Source organism: Shewanella alkalitolerans, from assembly GCF_019457575.1.
GTDB classification, from domain to species: Bacteria; Pseudomonadota; Gammaproteobacteria; order Enterobacterales; family Shewanellaceae; genus Shewanella; species Shewanella loihica.
In genome coordinates, this window is the sequence record NZ_CP080422.1 from 3,029,410 (window position 1) to 3,048,725 (window position 19,316).

Annotated in this window: 18 protein-coding genes; 9 read left to right on the forward strand and 9 right to left on the reverse strand. The window is 51.5% G+C overall.

Going from position 1 to position 19,316, the window contains the following annotated elements:
* The first annotated feature begins 302 nt into the window (after nucleotides 1–302).
* The 6 genes from K0J45_RS13305 to K0J45_RS13330 all read left to right on the forward strand — a co-directional run bounded on the left by K0J45_RS13305 (nucleotide 303) and on the right by K0J45_RS13330 (nucleotide 7,339).
* Nucleotides 303–695 (forward strand): H-NS histone family protein, encoded by a 393-nt coding sequence (locus tag K0J45_RS13305; protein WP_011866382.1) that lies wholly within the window; start codon nucleotides 303–305, stop codon nucleotides 693–695.
* A 339-nt stretch (nucleotides 696–1,034) separates the two neighbouring features.
* Nucleotides 1,035–4,166, forward strand: a complete 3,132-nt coding sequence (locus K0J45_RS13310; protein WP_220042912.1) for an amidohydrolase family protein — start codon at nucleotides 1,035–1,037, stop codon at nucleotides 4,164–4,166.
* Nucleotides 4,166–5,434: an amidohydrolase family protein gene (locus K0J45_RS13315; RefSeq protein WP_220042913.1), complete on the forward strand. Its 1,269-nt coding sequence runs from the start codon at nucleotides 4,166–4,168 to the stop codon at nucleotides 5,432–5,434. Before K0J45_RS13310 ends, K0J45_RS13315 begins: the two co-directional genes overlap by 1 nt.
* 77 nt (nucleotides 5,435–5,511) lie before the next feature.
* A complete protein-coding gene (gene rcsF, locus K0J45_RS13320) occupies nucleotides 5,512–5,928 on the forward strand; it encodes an Rcs stress response system protein RcsF (RefSeq protein WP_220042914.1) in 417 nt (138 codons plus the stop codon).
* Between the two features lie 41 nt (nucleotides 5,929–5,969).
* On the forward strand, nucleotides 5,970–6,707 hold the full coding sequence (gene tsaA / locus K0J45_RS13325; protein ID WP_220042915.1) for a tRNA (N6-threonylcarbamoyladenosine(37)-N6)-methyltransferase TrmO: 738 nt from the start codon (nucleotides 5,970–5,972) through the stop codon (nucleotides 6,705–6,707).
* Between the two features lie 2 nt (nucleotides 6,708–6,709).
* Nucleotides 6,710–7,339, forward strand: a complete 630-nt coding sequence (locus tag K0J45_RS13330; RefSeq protein WP_220042916.1) for an acyltransferase — start codon at nucleotides 6,710–6,712, stop codon at nucleotides 7,337–7,339.
* A gap of 9 nt (nucleotides 7,340–7,348) precedes the next feature.
* Here the strand turns inward: K0J45_RS13330 and K0J45_RS13335 are convergent, their stop codons facing one another.
* Nucleotides 7,349–7,582 (reverse strand): hypothetical protein, encoded by a 234-nt coding sequence (locus K0J45_RS13335; RefSeq protein ID WP_220042917.1) that lies wholly within the window; start codon nucleotides 7,580–7,582, stop codon nucleotides 7,349–7,351.
* A 433-nt stretch (nucleotides 7,583–8,015) separates the two neighbouring features.
* Here K0J45_RS13335 and K0J45_RS13340 point away from each other — a divergent pair, with 433 nt between their 5' ends.
* Together K0J45_RS13340 and K0J45_RS13345 are read left to right on the forward strand one after the other, a co-directional pair.
* Nucleotides 8,016–9,602 carry a M28 family metallopeptidase gene (locus K0J45_RS13340; RefSeq protein ID WP_220042918.1) on the forward strand — a complete coding sequence of 529 codons (1,587 nt, stop codon included), beginning with the start codon at nucleotides 8,016–8,018 and terminating at the stop codon, nucleotides 9,600–9,602.
* 214 nt (nucleotides 9,603–9,816) lie between these two features.
* Nucleotides 9,817–11,541, forward strand: a complete 1,725-nt coding sequence (locus tag K0J45_RS13345; protein WP_220042919.1) for an AMP-binding protein — start codon at nucleotides 9,817–9,819, stop codon at nucleotides 11,539–11,541.
* Nucleotides 11,542–11,636: 95 nt separating this feature from the next.
* Here the strand turns inward: K0J45_RS13345 and K0J45_RS13350 are convergent, their stop codons facing one another.
* Together K0J45_RS13350 and K0J45_RS13355 are read right to left on the reverse strand one after the other, a co-directional pair.
* On the reverse strand, nucleotides 11,637–11,909 hold the full coding sequence (locus K0J45_RS13350; RefSeq protein WP_011866391.1) for a hypothetical protein: 273 nt from the start codon (nucleotides 11,907–11,909) through the stop codon (nucleotides 11,637–11,639).
* A 104-nt stretch (nucleotides 11,910–12,013) separates the two neighbouring features.
* Complete coding sequence (locus K0J45_RS13355) at nucleotides 12,014–12,319, reverse strand: hypothetical protein (RefSeq protein WP_220042920.1); 306 nt, start codon at nucleotides 12,317–12,319, stop codon at nucleotides 12,014–12,016.
* A 528-nt stretch (nucleotides 12,320–12,847) separates the two neighbouring features.
* Here K0J45_RS13355 and K0J45_RS13360 point away from each other — a divergent pair.
* Complete coding sequence (locus K0J45_RS13360; RefSeq protein WP_220042921.1) at nucleotides 12,848–14,557, forward strand: proline--tRNA ligase; 1,710 nt, start codon at nucleotides 12,848–12,850, stop codon at nucleotides 14,555–14,557.
* Between the two features lie 98 nt (nucleotides 14,558–14,655).
* Here the strand turns inward: K0J45_RS13360 and K0J45_RS13365 are convergent, their stop codons facing one another.
* The 6 genes from K0J45_RS13365 to K0J45_RS13390 form a co-directional block, all read right to left on the reverse strand.
* On the reverse strand, nucleotides 14,656–15,384 hold the full coding sequence (locus K0J45_RS13365; protein ID WP_220042922.1) for a hypothetical protein: 729 nt from the start codon (nucleotides 15,382–15,384) through the stop codon (nucleotides 14,656–14,658).
* Between the two features lie 71 nt (nucleotides 15,385–15,455).
* Nucleotides 15,456–16,457: a hypothetical protein gene (locus tag K0J45_RS13370; RefSeq protein ID WP_258406686.1), complete on the reverse strand. Its 1,002-nt coding sequence runs from the start codon at nucleotides 16,455–16,457 to the stop codon at nucleotides 15,456–15,458.
* A gap of 78 nt (nucleotides 16,458–16,535) precedes the next feature.
* Nucleotides 16,536–16,949 (reverse strand): hypothetical protein, encoded by a 414-nt coding sequence (locus K0J45_RS13375; RefSeq protein ID WP_220042923.1) that lies wholly within the window; start codon nucleotides 16,947–16,949, stop codon nucleotides 16,536–16,538.
* A gap of 397 nt (nucleotides 16,950–17,346) precedes the next feature.
* Nucleotides 17,347–17,619 carry a hypothetical protein gene (locus K0J45_RS13380; protein WP_220042924.1) on the reverse strand — a complete coding sequence of 91 codons (273 nt, stop codon included), beginning with the start codon at nucleotides 17,617–17,619 and terminating at the stop codon, nucleotides 17,347–17,349.
* A 126-nt stretch (nucleotides 17,620–17,745) separates the two neighbouring features.
* Complete coding sequence (locus K0J45_RS13385) at nucleotides 17,746–18,228, reverse strand: hypothetical protein (protein ID WP_220042925.1); 483 nt, start codon at nucleotides 18,226–18,228, stop codon at nucleotides 17,746–17,748.
* Nucleotides 18,229–18,299: 71 nt separating this feature from the next.
* The gene (locus K0J45_RS13390; RefSeq protein WP_220042926.1) at nucleotides 18,300–18,860 is read right to left on the reverse strand and encodes an NYN domain-containing protein; all 561 of its coding nucleotides are present in this window, start codon (nucleotides 18,858–18,860) and stop codon (nucleotides 18,300–18,302) included.
* Between the last annotated feature and the right edge of the window lie 456 nt (nucleotides 18,861–19,316).

The window sequence follows — 19,316 nt, forward strand, 5'->3', positions numbered from 1 at the left end:
TCTTACGTCTTTATTCTGGATAACAAATAGTGCATAGCGAAACTATCACCAACTTATGCCACTTTACGTGCTGTTGACGTTAACGTCAACAGGAAGTCGTCAGCATCTTTGTATCAGATCAAAAACAGCGTGTTTAGGGGGAAGTAAAGGGTCAAAAAGGGGCGAAAATAGAGAAGCTGAAATAAAATTTACATTAAAGCGTCAAATATTCATTTAATTCGTTTGATAAAACCTTTTTTAGTTTCTATTATTAGCCCTGTAATCCTATTTACTATTTTATTTTTAAGCAGGACATAATTAATATGAGCGAATTTCTAGATATATTGACGCATGGTCGTCGCTTTAAAGCTGCTGTTAAAGATTTGTCGGTAGAAGATTTAAAAGATGTAGCGGTTAAGCTTGAAAAAATCATCACCGAGAAAGAGAAGCAAGCAGAAGAAGAAAGCGCGGTTATGGCCGAGCGCAATGCAAAGATAGAAGAGATTCGCCAACAAATGGAAGCTGTTGGTTTATCAATTGACGATTTAGGTACAGTGGCTGCTAAGCCAGCTCCTAAAAAACGTGCTCCACGCCCACCAAAATATAAAATTGAAGTGAATGGCGAAACGATCACTTGGACGGGTCAGGGTCGCACACCAACCGTATTTAAGAATGAATTAGATAAGGGTCGTTCACTCGAAGACTTCCTTATCTAAGCCTAAGCGCCCCACTTAGGGCGTCGCACGCAAAAGCCAACCTCAAGGTTGGCTTTTTTATTTCTACTCTTTATTTGATTAAGCGCATTTTGCCCTTTATGTCGCTCATTTGCCTTGGCCATGTCTAGAGTATTTTATCTATCCTTATTTAGGTCATGCTTCAGGCCATTATTCCTTGCAACTATTTCCGTCAAAGTTAGCCAATCAATAGCCTATCCTTTCGGATAACACCTGCCCTATGGTTTGACATAAACCGATACAGTTCCGTCCTTGGAAATTGTTCATGATATGGGATAATCTTGGGCTACTTTTGATCCCAGCCAATAATAATTAAACTCTATGCGAATCCATTTTCTCTCTGTGAGCGCGAGTCTGGCGGCCTGTCTCTTGTCGAGTCCGTCCGCGATAGCGAATTCTCAATTAACTGATAACACGCCAAAATTAACGGCGCTGTCCCACGCCACCCTGATGATCGCCCCCGGCGAAACCAAGCAGGATGCCACACTGTTAATTGAAGATAATAAAATTAAAGCCATTATCCCCAACGACAAAATACCCGAGGATGCCTATGTCATCGACATGACGGGTAAGTTGATATATCCCGGCTTTATCGATCCCTACACCAATTACGGTATCGACTTTAAATATGACCAGCAGAAAGTGGCTCGCCCGGTATATGAAATTAAGCGTATCGGTGGCAACGCCGATAATGGTGCCGTGCACGCAGAGAAAGAGTGGTTTAACTATATTTATCCCGACCAGGAAGCGGCGAAGCAATGGATAGATAATGGATTTACCAGCGTACAAACCGGCATGTTGGATGGGATATTCAGAGGCCGGGCAGCGACTGTCTCGCTGGCGCCGTTAAAAGCCAATGACATTATTTATCGCGCAAAATCCAGCCACCTGCTCGCCTTCGATAAAGGCAGTTCGATTCAGGATTACCCCAACTCCTTGATGGGCAGTATCGCCCTTATTCGGCAAACTCTCGCCGATGCAAACTGGTATCAGGCCAATATCGATAAAGCCGACTCGGCCACCCAAGAGAAGAACATAGAGTTTAATATCGCGCTCGAACGCCTGGGCGATATAAGCAAGAGCCCTACGATATTTGAAACCAAGAATTTAAATAACTTACTGCGCGCCGCTCACTTATTAAACGAGTTTAAATTGTCGGCGACTCTGGTCGGCAGTGGCCGAGAATATGCGCGACTCGATGAGGTGAAAGCCAGCGGCTTTAGCATTATTGCGCCGCTCAATTTTCCCGCGGCGCCCAATATTAAAGATGGCGATAAAGAGAGAGAGATAAGCCTGGCTCATCTACGCCACTGGGAGCGCGCGCCGAGTAATCCTCACGCACTGGAAACCGCCGGTATTCCCTTTGCCTTTACCCAACATGGCATCAAGGCCGACGCCTTCTGGCCTAGACTCAGACAGGCGGTCAAGCAGGGGCTAAGCCAAGAAGCCGCATTGGCGGCGCTCACCACAGAGGCGGCAGAAATCGCCGGCATCTCGGCATTCAGCGGCAAGCTGAAACCCGGCTTCATGGCGGATCTTGTTATCACCGACGGTGACATCTTTACCCAAGGCAAGATAGTCAGCGTCTGGCTCCAGGGCAGCGAGACCCAAAAGGTGCCCCGCGACAGACACTGGCTAAGCCAGGGCTATCAGCTGACCCTGGGCGAACTCACCCTAGATCTGGACTTAGTCGATGACGATAAGCTGAGCGGCACCCTGGCCAGCGGCGAGCAGGAGATCAAACTTAGCGATCTTAAGTATGCCAAGGAGCGTCTCACCTTTAATGCCGATCTCGGCGAGGCGGGTTACCCTGGCATCAGCCGTTTCACCCTCTGGTTCGACGACCAGGGTATTCACGGCCGTATGTTGGACAGCGGCAATCGCCAACACCCCATAGCTGGTGTGGTGATAGCACAAGAAACAGCCCCTGAAGAAAAAGAGAGCGAGTCACCAGCCCCAGAACTTATCTCTAAGCTGACCAAACCCAACACCGCCTATGGCATCGCTAAGCAGCCCAATGCCGAGCGCCTGCATATCAAGAATGCCACAATATGGACCTCGAGCGAGCAAGGGGTACTGGAAGGCTATGATCTGCTTATCCGCGACGGTCTTATCGAGAAGATAGGCCAGTCTCTCAAGACGCCATCTGGCTACCAAACCCTGGATGCCACGGGTAAACACCTGAGCGCAGGTATTATCGACGAGCACTCCCACATCGCCCTTAACGGCGGTACAAATGAAGATACCGATGCCGTCACCGCCGAGGTGCGTATCGGCGATGTGATCAACCCAGACGATATCGCCATCTACCGCGCCCTGGCGGGCGGGGTGACCACGGCGCAGATCCTCCACGGCAGCGCCAACCCTATAGGTGGTCAGGCCCAGGTGATCCAGATGCGCTGGGGCGAGAGCGCCGAGGCGATGAAACTCAAGCAGGCGCCGGCCAGCATCAAGTTTGCCCTGGGGGAAAACGTCAAGCAGGCCAACTGGGGCGACAACTACAACCGCCGTTTCCCCCAGAGCCGCATCGGGGTGAAGTCGCTATTTGAGGAGGCCTTCAACGAGGCGCTCGCCTACGAGAAAGCCCTGGCCGACTATGATCGCCTACGCAGCAGTCAGCAACGCAAGCAGGTAGCGCCTAAGCCAAACTATCGCCTCGAGGCGGTGGCCGAGGTGCTACGTGGCGATCGTCAGGTACATATTCACTCCTATGTGCAATCTGAGATCTTGATGTTCCTGCGCCTCGCCGAGGCCTACAAGTTTAAGGTCGGCACCTTCACCCATATCCTGGAGGGCTACAAGGTGGCCGAGGAGATGGCCAAGCATGGCACCTACGCCTCCACCTTCTCCGACTGGTGGGCCTACAAGTTCGAGGTCTATGATGCTATTCCGCAGAACACCTGCCTGATGCACAACAAGGGGGTGCTCACCAGCATCAACTCGGACGACTATGAGATGCAGAGACGACTCAATCAGGAGGCGGCAAAATCCATGATGTATTGCGACATGTCGCCAACTGATGCCTGGAACATGGTCACCATCAACCCGGCCAAACAGCTGGGGATCGACCAGCTGACCGGCTCGCTGGAGGAAGGCAAACAGGCCGACCTGGTGCTCTGGAGCGACTCTCCCCTCTCCGTCTATGCCAAGGTGGAGAACACCTGGGTTGGTGGCCGTCGCTACTTCGACCGCCAGCAGGATAAACAGGCGCAACATGAGGTCGAGCTGGAGCGCGCCGCGCTGATCCAGGCGGTATTGACCCGGGATAAACCCGAGGTCCCCGGCGAGACGTCAGAAGAGAAGAGCGAGCCCCAGTGGCACTGCGACACCCATTACAACGCCTGGGGCACAGCCATGAGCGAGCATAAAGCCCTTAGCGAGCATAAAGCCATGAACCAAAACAGCGCCAAGCAATCTAGCGCCCACAACCACGCATTCATGGAGGCATTCTAATGAAAAAGACACTCTTTGCCCTTAGCCTAGGCCTCTTCTCCTGTGCAGCGCTTGCCCACGACATGGTACCCGCCAGCGCCCAGAGCCAGCCGATACTGATCCACAACGCCCGCGTGCACACCGCCCTTAACGGCGTGCTGGATGCCACCGACGTACTGTTCGACAAGGGCAAGATAGTCGCCATAGGTCAACAGCTCTCACAAGAGGGTGCCAAGGTGATCGATGCCAGCGGACAAGATCTCTACCCAGGGCTTATCGCGCTGGACACCTCTATCGGCATAGTCGAGGTGGAGATGATGCGCGCCAGCAATGACGCCTTCGAGGTGGGTGACAGCAACCCGCAGCTGCTGGCCGTCAGCGCCTTCAATCCCGACTCGGAGCTTATCCCAACCATCAGAGTCAACGGCATCACCCATGCCCAGGTGGTACCCCAGGGCGATGCCCTGGCCGGTCAATCCTCTCTGGTCTCCCTCGACAGCTGGACGATAGAAGATGCCCTGGTAAGTACCGCGCCCCAGTTCCATCTCTACTGGCCCGCCATTCGTTATCTCTCCAAAGATAAAGAGGTCGCCGCCAAGCAGCTCAAGGCGCGGGATGAACAGATGACCCGATTAGCCGAGCAGCTCGAAGATGGCTACCGCTACTATCTGGCGGACAAGGCTGGAACTGTGCAGAAGCTGGATAACCGCTGGCAGGCGGCGCTGCCCCTGTATCAGGGCAAGGCGAGCCTGTTTATCCACGCCAATCGCAGCGAAGAGATAGAGCGCGCCATCGCCATGACCCGCCCCTACGGCTTCAAGCTGGTATTTGTCGGCGGCTATGATGCCTGGCGCCTGGCGGAGCAACTGGGCGAGATCGGCGCATCTGTGATCTACAACCGCACCCTCAGCCTGCCGCTGCGCAAGGATGAGCCGGTAGAGATGAGCTTTAAGATCCCAGCCCTTCTGAAACAGGCGGGCGTCTCCTTCGCCATCGGGTTTAGCGGCGACTGGAACGCCCGTAACCTGCCCTTTGCGGCCGGTCAGGCGGCGGCCTATGGCCTGAGTAAGGAAGAGGCGCTTAAGAGCATCACCCTGGATGCAGCCAAGATCTTAGGCGTGGATGACATGGGCGCCATCGCCGTGGGCTACCGCGCCAACCTGGTACTCTCCAAGGGCGACATTCTCGATCCCGCCGCGAGCAAGATAGATGCTGTGTTTATCGACGGTCGCCAAATAGATCTCAATAATCGCCAACAACAACTTTATCAAAAGTACCTAAAGCGTTAGACTTTTGCTTCTAAACGACTCAAAACTGGCCGGTTATTGGCCAGTTTTGAGCTCTCTTCCTAATACAGGCCCAAATCATGACAAATTCCGACCTGACCACTGCTTTGAAAATGGCTCCAAAGTCTGTCCTGCTGCTCTCTGCCCTGCTGCTCGGTGGCTGTGCGGGCGAATACACCTTCAACAGCAATTTAGATGGTCAGGCCATCGACGACTACTTCAAGGCCGGTGATGTCCAGCTGTTTCAAGAGACTCAGCCCAAGGGACCTTATGAGCTCAAGGGAATGGTCGAGGGTGAATCTTGTCAGGAGCGCGCGCAGGATGTGCCGGCATCGATCAGCGAGGCCCGCACCATGGCCCGCCGCGCCGCCGCAGATAAAGGCGCCAACGGGCTGATCATCAAGCGCTGCGCCCTCATCGAGGAGCCGAGCAAGGCCTGTGTTAGCCAAGCCCTGTGCGTCGGTCAGGCCATATTGTTGCCCACCACAGAAAAGTAGTTATAGCGCCCAGCGCAATAGCGTGAACATAAGTCTTTACCATGACACTCAAGCGTGAAATTGAGGCGGTAGCTATCTGCCGTACTCCCTATAAGCAGAAATTTGGTATTCCCAGACAGCCGGGGCTGGTCACCGCCGCCCGCGGCTTCGTCGAGCTGCAGCCTCCCTATAACCATATCGATACCGTGCGCGGCCTGTCCCAGTACTCGCACATCTGGCTGCTGTTTACCTTCCATGAAAACCTGAGCCAAGGCTGGAAGACCACGGTCAGACCGCCGCGCCTGGGCGGCAACGAGAAGCTGGGGGTGTTTGCCACCCGCTCCACCTTCCGCCCCAACGGCATAGGCCAGTCTGTGGTTAGGCTGCACGCCATCCACCAGCGTAAGGGCAAGGTGGAGCTCGAGATCTCCGCCATGGATCTGCTGGACGGCACGCCAATTCTGGATATCAAACCTTATATCCCCTTCTCCGACGCCATCGAGGGAGCCATAGGCGGCATTGCCCACGAGGCACCGGTGCCGATCGATGTGCGCTTTTGCGATGCGGTACTGGGTCAGCTAGACAAGCTTTCCAGTGACAAGTACCCCAACCTCAAGGCCATCATCGAAGGGGTGCTGGCACAGGATCCTCGCCCAGCCTACAAGAAGGCCAAGGAAGATCCTAAGCATTATCAAGTCGCCCTCTATGATCTCGACATCCTCTGGCATGTGGATGAGAAAGGCATCTTGGTCGATGCCGTGCGCCCGGTGCAGCCCGACGCCCTTAGGGAAACTGAGTAATCATGCAGGCTCCATTAGCTAACCAGGTGGATTACCGTGAGCAACATAAGCAGCGCCTGGCCTACATGCCCTGGCTCTACTTCTCCTTAAAGCCCAAGCATCTGGTCTGGGCCAAGCCCTGGCAGGATGAGGTGCAGCAAGGGCTGATGAGCGTTGAAACCGTGAGCATAGGCAAGGAGTGCTTTATCGCTCCCCAGGCGAAACTGTTTGCCGAGCCGGGCCGGGATATCCTGATCGGTGATCGCTGTATGATCGCCGCCGACAGCTTTCTGCACGGCCCCATCGTCATGGGTAACGAGGTGGCTATCAATCATGGCTGCTCCCTGGACGGCGGGCGCGGCAAGATAGTGATTGGCGATCAGACCCGCATCGCCAACAATGTCACCATCTACGCCTTCAACCACGGCATGCACCCGGACACGCCTATCTATCAGCAGAGCAGTCAGTCGAAGGGGATCGTCATAGGCAGAGATGTGTGGATCGGCGCCCAGGCGGGGATAGTCGATGGGGTGACCATAGGTGACTGCGCCGTGATCGGCATGGGCTGTATCGTCACCAAAGATGTGCCCGACTACGCCATCGTCGCCGGTAATCCGGCCCGCGTTATAGGCGACAGGCGCGATAAGAAATAAACGGCCACACTATTTAGTCGCGCCATCACCGTGGATCAGCTTACCTGTACCATGGAAAATCACGTTGACGACTCCGCCGCTTAAGTCCTTATCTTCCACGCGATTATCCGGGTTATTGGGCCGCGACTCGGCGCTTTTCTTAACCCCATCGTAGAAGGCCTGATCGAGAGATTTATTGCTGGCGCAGCCGCTCATAAAACCTAAGCTGACACTTGCCATCAGCACGATTATTGTAGCTTTCATCGTCTTTTCCTTACCCCAAGTGACTTTAATCGTCATTCCCTGAATCCACTAACATGAATAGCGCCAAACAATGGCAAACCTACATTTACCAATAGCTTAAAGCTAAAGCAGATTATTTTAACAAGCAAACAAACTTAACAGATCTTTGCCCCGCCATCGCTCCCCTCTTGCATCAACCTTTCTGATGCACATATGATGACTATACCAATCGTAGTAAATAACTGAACATGCTAGCTTGTTAAAACGTCCGATAACGGCGTTATTATTTTTGATTGTAGAATAACTACTTATCGAAAAATCATGCCTTGTTCTCGACCGTTTTTCCTAGGCTACTTCTGATCACTTACTTACCCTGATTGGTATTAATCGTTTGCCATTACCCATGGCGGCGAGCTCCAGATAATAAAACAAACATCACAAAAGGAAGTCGTCTGTGAATACCCCACGCCTCTTGGGCTTACTCGGCCTGTTGCTCCTACCGGCCGCCAGTGCCGCCCCCTTCGTCTTTGACCAACAAAGCTACCGTCAGGATGTGCAAACCCTCGCCAGCGATGAGTTTGAGGGCCGCGGCCCCCTCTCACAGGGTGAAACTCTTACGGTGGAATATCTTGAGAATGCCTTCAAGAAGATGGGGTTAGCACCAGGCTTTGGTGACAGCTATCGCCAGAACGTGCCCATGGCCAAGATCACCGCCGATCAGAATATGCAGCTAAAAGTAGGCGAGCTGGTGTTTAACAACGGCAGCGACTTCACCGCCCGCACCGAGCAGATCCAGCCAAGCATCACGCTGAATAACAGCGAAATCGTCTTCGTCGGCTATGGCATTAACGCCCCCGAATACGGCTGGAACGACTACGCCGGTATCGATGTGAAAGGCAAGACGGTGATCCTCATGGTCAATGACCCAGGCTTTGCCACTCAAGACCCAGAGGTGTTTAAGGGTAACGCCATGACCTACTATGGCCGCTGGACCTATAAGTATGAAGAGGCCGCCAGACAAGGGGCCAAGGCGGTATTTATCATCCATGAAACCGCTCCCGCCGCCTATGGCTGGAACGTGGTGCAAAACAGCAACACCAATACCAAATACACCCTGGTGGACAAGGAGAAGAACCGCTCACACATAGGCGTCATGGGCTGGATCCAACATGAGGTGGCGCAGAAGATCTTCAGCGCCGCGGGCCTGGATTACGACAAACTCAAGCTCACCGCCGCCAAGCCAGGCTTTAAGTCGCGATCGCTAGATCTCAAGGCCAATCTGGAGGTGAAAAACGATATCGAACTGGCCACCTCCTATAACGTTGCAGGTCTCTTGCCGGGCAAGACGCGCCCGGATGAGTGGCTGGTGATGCACGCCCACTGGGATCATCTGGGTAAAACGGTCCATGAAGATCAGACTCGCATCTACAACGGCGCGGTAGACAACGCCTCGGGCGTGGCCGGCGTATTGCAGCTAGCCCGTCACTTCAAGGAGCTTAGCGCTACTCAGCCGCCTGCACGCTCCATGCTATTCAGCGCCTTCACCGCCGAGGAAACCGGCCTCATCGGTGCCCAGTATTTCGCCGAAAATTCACCTGTGCCCACCAAGCAGCTGGTCGCCTTCCTCAACATAGACGGCATGAATGTCGGCAAGGGAGTGGATTACATACTGCGTTATGGCCAAGGGGTCTCAGAGCTGGAAAACTACCTGGACAACGCCGCCAAGGCCCAAGGGCGTTGGGTCAAGGCCGATCCGCGGCCGCAAAATGGCCTGATGTTCCGCTCGGATCATTTCGCCCTGGCCAAGCGAGGAGTCCCCGGCCTGATGTTCATGAGCCTGGGAGACACAGACCCTGATTATATCGCCCACAAGTATCACCAGGGCGCCGATGATTATGACCCAAGTTGGACCCTCGGCGGTGTCGAGCAAGATTTGGCGCTCATCAGCGATATCCTAGAGAAACTGGCCAACAATAACGACTGGCCAAAGTGGCTCGAGGCATCAGATTTTAAGACCCGTCGCGCCCAGGATGGCCGCTAGCCATAGCCATGATACTTACCGACAAAAGGAGGCCACGGCCTCCTTTTTCATATTGTTTTTATTCAATAAAACTCTAGTTTCACCTTTCTATCTATCCCCCGCTGTCAACTTAGTTCTTTAGTCTATAAACGCCATTCTTTGCTTGTGAGAAACCTCACACTTTGAGTAGTGTGTCTTCAGACCGCTATCGACACACCCTATGCACGGAGGCTCTATGTCTGCTGTAACGACATTTGCAACTGAGAACCAATTTCCCCTACAACTGAGCCAATTTGACGGCGACACCAGCACGCCGCTCATCGAAAAAACCATAGGCGACTACCTGGATCAGATGGCCGCCAGCCACCCCGACCAACTCGCCATCGTCATGCATCATCAAGGGATCCGCTGGAGCTACCAGGAATACCAGTCCCATATCGACGAACTGGCCGCCGGCCTGCTGGCCATCGGCATCAAGCCCGGCGATCGCGTCGGTATCTGGTCGCCCAACAATATCGAGTGGTGTCTGACCCAGTTTGCCACCGCCAAGATAGGCGCCATCATGGTGTGCATCAACCCGGCCTATCGCCCGGAGGAGCTGCAATATGCCCTCAACAACGTGGGCTGTCGCGCCATCATCTGCGCCGAGAAATTTAAGTCCAGCCACTACCTGTCCATGCTCTACGAGCTGGCCCCGGAGCTGAAGCACTGCCTGCCGGGGCAGCTTGAGTCGGCCAACCTGCCGAGCCTGGAGTTTGTGATCCGCATGGGCGACGAAGCCTCTCCCGGCATGCTCAACTTCAACCATCTCAAGCGTCCGCTCACCGAGAGCGATCGCAAGGCGCTCAAAGACACCGCCGCCCAGCTCTCCCCCTTCGATGCCATCAATATCCAGTTTACCTCGGGTACCACCGGCAGCCCCAAGGGCGCGACCCTGAGCCATAACAACATTTTGAACAACGGCCTGCTGGTCGCCAAGGCGATGCGCCTTGGGCTGGAAGATAGACTCTGTATTCCCGTGCCCCTGTATCACTGTTTCGGCATGGTGCTGGGTAACCTCTCCTGCATCTCTGTGGGCGCCTCGGCCATCTACCCGAGCGACTCCTTCGATCCCCTGACCACTCTTGAGGTGGTCGAGGCCGAGCGCTGCACCGCGCTGCATGGGGTACCGACCATGTTTATCGCCCAGTTGGAGCATCCCGAATTTACGCGCTTCGATCTCAGCTCGCTGCGCACCGGCGTGATGGCGGGTGCCACCTGCCCCGAAGAGGTAATGCGCAGGGTGCAAGATCTCATGTATATGAAAGAGGTGCTGATCGGCTATGGCCAGACAGAGTGCAGCCCCATCAACAACATGACGGAGATTGGCTCGTCGCTGGAGAAACGCGTCACCACGGTCGGCCGCGCCCTGGCTCACACCCAGGTGAAGATAGTCGATGAGTTCGGCGAGGTGCTCCCCGTCGGCCAACCCGGTGAGGTGTGCAGCCGCGGCTACTGTGTGATGCAGTTCTACTGGAACGACGCCGAGAAGACCGCCGCCACCATAGACAGCGAAGGCTGGCTCCACTCAGGCGATCTGGGTGAGATGGACAGCGAAGGCTATGTGAAAATCGTCGGCCGCATCAAGGATATGATCATCCGCGGCGGCGAGAACATCTACCCAAGAGAGATCGAAGAGAAGCTCTACACCCACCCGGACGTGCAGGACGCGGCCATCTTCGGTGTGAAGAGCGAGAAATATGGTGAAGAGGTGTGCGCCTGGATCAAGGTGCAACCGGGCGCCAGCGTTACCGAGGAGGAGATACGTCACTTCCTCACCGAGAAATTTGCCTACTTTAAGGTCCCGAGATACATCAAGTTCGTCGAGCAATATCCCATGACGGTGACCGGTAAGATCCAGAAGTTCAAGATGCGCGAGATGATGTATCAGGAGCTATATGAGGCGATCAACTGCAACTAGCGATCCCAGCTAGCCCTTCGCCAGCCTATTCCCTAAATAGGCTGGCATTTTTTTGCCCGGCATCTGGTGCCTAGCATCAATTTGAAAGGCTGATTTTAGAGGCTCAGCAGCTGGGCGCCCACCTTCTCTACCCGCTTCTCGTTGCGGCTGATCACATAGCCCTGGTCGATATAGTCGTCGATACAGGCTTGATATTTGCTGTCCGACAGGGAGTCGCCAAAGCCAAGCCCGGTCCAATTCACCTCGCACTGCACCGTCTCCCCCTTGTCGTTACTCAGGGTCGCCTTCTGATAGGTGGTCTCTAGCTTAGGCACCACAAACAAGGCGCCTAGAGTCAGTCCGATGACGATAATAAATTTTGCTTTCATGGCTATCCTTAAATAACTGCGCTTAAAACAACGGCCTAAAATAACTGGCCTTAATGACAGATAACTAGCGCCTGCTCTTTCCGGCGCCATAGGCCGGACGAGGCTCACGCTAGCTGTATCCTGACATCACGGGCACCGGCGCTCAGGCCAAGCTCCATCAGGCAGCGCTCCTCGACCTCAGACAGGCCGCCCTCACACATGGCCATAGGTTGGATGATGAGTGTTGGCCGCTTAAACAGACCAATGCAGCCCAGCTCTTTCAGGCCTTGCTTGAGGCACTGCTCGGCAGGGGAAAAATTGCCCACCAGCAAACGCCGGGTGGTAAAAGGCGTACTCGGCGACAGGGCCGTTTGCCGCTCGCCATGACTCACCACGATACGGTCGGGATAGATCTGTGCGATCACTTCCATGTAACTGTTTACCTTTAAGCTGACAGTAGCTTATTACGAAAAACCCAATACTTTACGCGATTTATCCCTGTTGATCACTAGGGGTTGTTTATGTTTAAGGTTAAATTCTGTTTAATCTCAGCGCGATTTGCTCACGAGCCGAGCAATGAAGTGGCCAGTGAAGCAAGCGGTGAGCTGGCTAATGTTGTGAATAGTGCGATAGCCAACAGGATGCAATGAGTGAGGTCAATTGCACACGAACTGCACGCGATAACGCGCAATAATCCTGAGCGCGTTACCTGCCCCTTGAATCCGCTTTTATCGGCTCTTTCTAAAGGCTTATCACTCGTTTGTGCAAAAGAACGACACCACGCTAGCCCTACCCTGTATAAATCGTCAACACATTGCCATAAAAGCAAACAGCAGAGGTCCAAAGCCGCCTGCTTGCCGACACAAATCTCCCGCGGTTACTGGCCAACAAACTAGGTGACATCAAACGTCAGGGTGCTAAAATGTCGACCTATTTCATCACACAACTGGATATTGGGAATGCGAGTTAGCAAGTACCTGCTTTCAACACAAAAAGAGACCCCAGCAAACGCTGAGGTGGTCAGTCATCAATTAATGCTGCGCGCCGGCATGATACGTCGTAACGCTTCTGGCCTATACAGCTGGTTGCCGTCAGGTTTACGTGTGCTGCGCAAAGTCGAAGCGATCGTTCGCGAAGAGATGAACAATGCAGGTGCTGTTGAGATCTTGATGCCCATGGTACAACCGGCGGACCTTTGGGTTGAAACCGGCCGTTGGGAGAAATTTGGCCCAGAGCTGCTACGTTTCCAAGACAGACACAACCGCGACTTCGTACTGGGCCCAACCCACGAAGAGGTGATCACCGACATTATTCGTAAAGAGGTTAGCTCTTACAAGCAGCTACCGCTGAACCTGTATCAGATCCAGACCAAGTTCCGCGACGAGGTACGTCCCCGTTTCGGCGTGATGCGTTCACGCGAGTTCCTGATGAAAGATGCCTACTCTTTCCATCTTGATCAGGAAACCATGGATGATACCTATCAAGCCATGTACACCGCTTACAGCAACATCTTAGGCCGTATGGGTCTGGCCTTCCGTCCGGTATTGGCCGACACAGGTTCTATCGGTGGCAGCATGTCACACGAATTCCACGTGCTGGCCAACAGCGGTGAAGACCTGATCGCCTACTCGACCGAGAGCGACTACGCCGCCAACATCGAGAAGGCCGAGGCGCCAATGCCTACCGAGCCTCGTGGCGCCGCCACCATGGAAATGAGCGTTATCGACACGCCAAACGCCAAGACCATCGAAGAGTTGGTTGAGCAGCACGGTATCGCCATCGAGAAGACCATCAAGACCATTATCGTTAAGGGCGCCAGCGAAGAGGCACCTCTGGTAGCCGTGATCGTGCGTGGCGACCATGAGCTGAACGAAGTCAAAGTCGAGAAGCTCGATGCCGTACTTTCTCCATTTGAGATGGCCAGTGAAGCCGAGATCCGCGACGCACTGGGTGCAGGCCCAGGCTCACTCGGCCCAGTTGGCATGACCATTCCTGTGTATGTAGATCACAGCGTCAACGTTATGAGCGACTTTGCCGCCGGTGCCAACCAAGACGGTAAGCACTATGTGGGCATCAACTGGGAACGCGACCTGCCACAGGCAGAGGTTGCCGACCTGCGTAACGTTATCGAAGGTGAGCCTAGCCCATGTGGCAAGGGCACCATCGGCCTGCTACGCGGCATCGAAGTGGGTCACATCTTCCAGCTGGGCACCAACTACTCGAAAGCCATGGGCGCCAGCGTACTGGACGAGAACGGCAAGGCACAGACACTGCTGATGGGTTGTTACGGTGTTGGCGTGAGCCGTATCGTGGCCGCTGCCATCGAGCAGAACCACGACGATCGTGGCATCATCTGGCCAGCTGCCATCGCACCGTTCAAGGTTGGTATCCTGCCGATGAACATGCACAAGTCACATCGCATCAAAGATATGGCCGAGAAACTCTATAGCGATCTTTGCGATGCCGGCATCGAAGTGCTGTTCGATGACCGTAAAGAGCGTCCAGGCGTGATGTTTGCCGACATGGAGCTGATTGGTCTGCCGCACGTCATCGTGATTGGCGAGCGCAACATAGACAACGGCGTGTTCGAGTACAAGAACCGTCGTACCGGCGAGAAGCAAGAGATCCCATTCGAGGAGATCGTCGACTTCATCAAGTCTGCCAAGTAATACGCGCAAGCTAACTTTCAAATTAGCTGCTTACAAGAAAACGCCCGGCAACTGCCGGGCGTTTTTATTATCTACTAAAAAATAATCTAGATTAGATATTAACGACTGACCTCAGGCACATCTTCTCGAGCCTTAAAGGTGCCAGGCGCAACGGCATTAACCAGAGATTTAAACAGTGCACCCCAAAAGATAAGTAAGCCAAACCAGAAGTAGATTAGATAACTGGTTTGAAACTGACGCACCTTAGGCTTCATATACTTATAGGAAAGCAGAGTCTTATTCGCGGCTTTCAGTTGTAGTACCAGTCCAGCTTCATGCCAGATAGCGATCTTCTCTCCCACTTTGAGGCTTTGCGCTAGGCGATGACACTTGCTCTCGCCGATATTGACGGCATAGAAGTTATCTTGAAAAGAGGTAATTTCCAGGTCGTAAAAAGTCCCGCCCATCTCCTCATCGATAACCTCGCTACTACGGCACTGAATCGCGTCGATAGTGGTCGAGTATTCATGCACGTCTGCCAAATCGGCCACATGATATTTAGGCAATACATAGGCGAGAGTGATAAGATTGACCATGAAAAATAAAAAGATAAACAAGTATCTGGAGCCCTTGGGACCATCCGATGGAAACTCAATAAAAACATCGTCCTCATCATCATAAAGCCAATCTGGCAGCCCCTGCCTGCTAGTGGCAACCTCGCCAGCGGCCCTCCTACGTTTTATCTCATCTGTGAGTTGTTGATACCTGTCTGGGTACAGCTCTTTATCTATGTTGTCGTTAACATCAAGCAGCTCATCCAAGGTACACTTCGAATAATCGACTGACACACTATCTCCCTTTACCAATTCCCTTTTCTATTTCCCTTTCCCCTTCCAATTGCCATGTTCTTTTGGCCTTTTCAGCAGTCTATATCGAGCTTGGACTTAATAGCCTGAATAAACGCCTCCGGGTTATCCACGCCGAGATACACCTTTTCTAGCTGACCGATTGGCTCACTTAAGCTGATTTCAACATTGGGAATGCCAGCATAGTTATAGCGTTTAACCTGTGAAGATCGCTTAACGAAGGCCTGGTTTGACACCACTCGCGATATATTACCAAGAGGGATCACCAAGGGCGAATAGAGACCGTAGCGGATCACGAGATCATTTTGGTTGAGTGAAATAGGCCGTCTGGACAGTGCGCGATACTCGGCAACAAAGAAGACTAAACTCAACAACGTCAGTAGGCTAATAACATTGGCCGCCATGGGCGACCAGAGGTAATGCAGCAGGAGGTGCATCAGTGGCGCCTCAAAGACTATCACTAAGATAAAACCCAGCAGGTTGCTCTGAGCACCATCCTTTTGATGATAACTAAAGTGCTGCGCGCCGTTAAACTGATGCCTGTCGATGCGAGAGGCAAATAGGGCGTAGGTCCAGATGCGGGTCTCGAAACGCAATAAAGAGGCAATAGCGCCGCCTCCGAGCAATTTTGTTATTGGCTCATCGATCGCCAGATCAGGATCTCTGCCCTGCGCGAGCGCCGATCGGATGGCTAAGATAACACTGGCTATCGCCACCACCTCAAAAAGCACCATCACTGCGACGATCAGATAACGGCCCTGCTCCAGGTGATGCCAGATAAACTTGTTCTGCTCAGGCACGATAAAACTGCCAAACAAGACCCCGAGACAGATAAGCGCCAGCGCCTTAATGAGCGCATCCTTCCTCTCCTTAATACAGAAGAAACACAACAGCGGCGCGACCACTAAGGCATCAAGCAGATAAAGCCATTCGAAGTTAGCCCTGCCATAGTCATTAAACGGGCCATTACTCTGGTAATAAAACGCCCACCAGACAGAGACACAAACAAGAAACAGCAGAGGTATTTTTGATTTTACTGACGCGCTTAGCATCATTCGGTTCCCTCCATCATCTACCCTGATAATTGTCCATTTCCATTGTCTATTTTAATTGTTTAGCCACTCGACGGGACGCTAGGAAATGGCCGCATACTCAAACACGGCGATATACATAGGTAGAAAGAGCAGCATCCCTACCAAGCAAAGTACCTTAGTGGCTTTAGGGCCTATTTGACTCACGGCATAATCGATTTTTGCCGATTTAAATAGTGCGACGACAGACCAGAGAATGGCAATGATTAGCCAAGCGTACCAAACTACAGGGTTCGCCACACTATTGTCAGCATAAACATATCCCCAAAATGCGATAAGCCCTAAAAAATGAAATATCGCATTGGCTTGCTCTTCGATGACTGCGGCCACAGGGCGTTTATCCTTTCCCATCACCAAGGCGCCGACCTTAAAGGGAAAGGGTATTAACAGATAAGCTGCAGTGATCCAAAACATGACCACCCAAACCGTACTCTCTGCAACCCTTTCTTCAAACATAGATATCACTCCTTGATAAACCACTCATAAATAACTAAGAAATCACTAATAATTCAAACCGTCATGATGCCGGGAAAACAAATACTGTGCAAAAACTTCTACAGCTAAAACCTCTACGGCTAAGCCCTTTACAGATAGCGATTAAACCAGCTGACAATCTCTTGATTGGCCTCAGCCTTGTAATGGGTTAAAAAGTGATTTTCGCCGGGATAGATAACCAATTTATGAGACACTTGAGTTGGCGACAACGCTGATATCGCCCAATTCCCCTCCCCCATAGTCCGAGAGCAAAGCGATTTAGTTGCATTTCTAGCATCTAGCCAGTTTGCGGATTGGCAAGTAAGCCGTAACCATGGCTTTATGATGTATCAATTGCCTGCCGCAGGCTTTAGGTGCATTACCCATCTGACTTTCCGTTAGATAATACATAGCCAGCTACCGTGCCGAGTAATGCAGCCAAAGTCTCAGATTGAAAATTCGTGATAATAGCCAAAATTAAAATTGTAGGGATAAACAAAACTACCCCGACAGCTTTCAATGTTGCCGGCCCAAACCCTTGGTCTTTTGCTTGAACCCGCTGATAGATTACATACAGGCCATAGAGCATGACAGCAACAGCCCCTAAAACTGCAATCAGCTGTAGCCACATTGTTGTTGGTTCAGTATCCATTCTCTAATTTCCTTAGCACATGACGCTTTGCTCTCTGGGCCAGTTGCGGCGTTCTGCCATGTGGTTTAGTGAGTGCAGCGAGCTACATGGCAGCGCGGCGTAATTGGCTCCACGTTCAGTAATTTGTTATACGTTTCCAAAATCTAGACCGTAGTAGGACCCCGATTCTGATTCTTTGATCCAGTGCCTTTTTATCTTAGGGGTATTAATGATAGTTTTCATGCCATTCATCCATGATTCCCAGACATCTGGATAAATATAGCCTTCCTGAAAATAGAAATATTCTTCACCACAAAGGTTAAAATAATCATCTAGTAAGTTCTTTTGATCAGAAGTCAACTCACTTTCTTCGCTTGACCTAATTATTTCGTTGAGTTTGTCGTTTAATTCGTCATAGCGCTTATTACATTCAGCAAATATTTCTCTGAACAATTTAGTTTCTTCGAGCTTCTGCTTCTGAACAAAATACATAGCTGATAAATACGTCCCAACTAATGGAAACACAAGCTTAGAATCACACTCAATTCCTAAAACGAACGTTACCCCTAGAACCAAGAGTATAAGAACTGAGAATACCCACCAATAATGTCTAAAAATCAAGAATTTCATGATCGATCTCATATTCGTATAACGCCTGCGTAATAGGCGCGAATTTATGAGCGTCCTAATTGACGCACTTGTTATATGTTTTTCTCAAAATATATTTCATCTAAATCGGTAAAGTCGTCAGCTATATACCTCATTTTTGGATGACAACCATCCGAGAAAGCTGCAACATGAGCTATTACTCCTTGCCTCATGATTTCACTAATTAGAGGCTGATAATCTCCATCACCAGAGCAAATAATAATTCTCTCTACATCTCGAGCATACGCATGCCTGAGGGCATCAATAGTAATATTGATATCAACGCTTTTTGCTTTTGTTGATCGCTTTGTTTTTTTAAAAATGTGGGGATTTAGTGTTCCTCTTCCAGTGTTCTGAGCATCGATTTCATAAGTGAACTTTGTTGCGGATATAAATCGACATAATTCTTCAAGGGCATCGTCGTCTCCAACAAAAGTGGAGTAATATGAAACTCTCATCATATCCCAAGCATAAACACCACATAGCCCATCACTCCATATGAAAATTCCATCTCTATATACCACGTCACTTTTAGGTGTTCTTCCAGCTTTGACTAATGCATCAAAGCGAAGAACTAGGTTCTCTCCATCAATTAGCATTATGGTTTTCGACAAAGTTTCAATCCTCTATTTGACATATAACATTTTATTAGTGCGCATGCGCGTTTACCTCGTTGGCCCAGTGAAAACGCGCATAGTTAACTATCTGTATATAATGAACTTATCAGCATTTTACTCAATATACCACCTGGAAAAACGCGCATGCGCGTTTTCCAAACCTAATATCTACTTAACGAATAGTTTAAGTGATTAATTCTAATTGCATTTTATTAAGAAAGAATAAGAAAACGCACACGAATACGAGATGGAAATCGTTCAAAATCCTTATGATTTAAATATGACTGTGTACTTATCCAGTTTTTAATGGGGAGTAGTGAATTACATCACGCCGCGTAACGATGGAAATCTCTAGACCAAAGAGTTCGTTCGTTGCTGATCCACCGACAACGTTTAACTCAATTTGGCACTTCAATCTGCTCGAAGCTTCGCCATATTCACACCAATACCGCC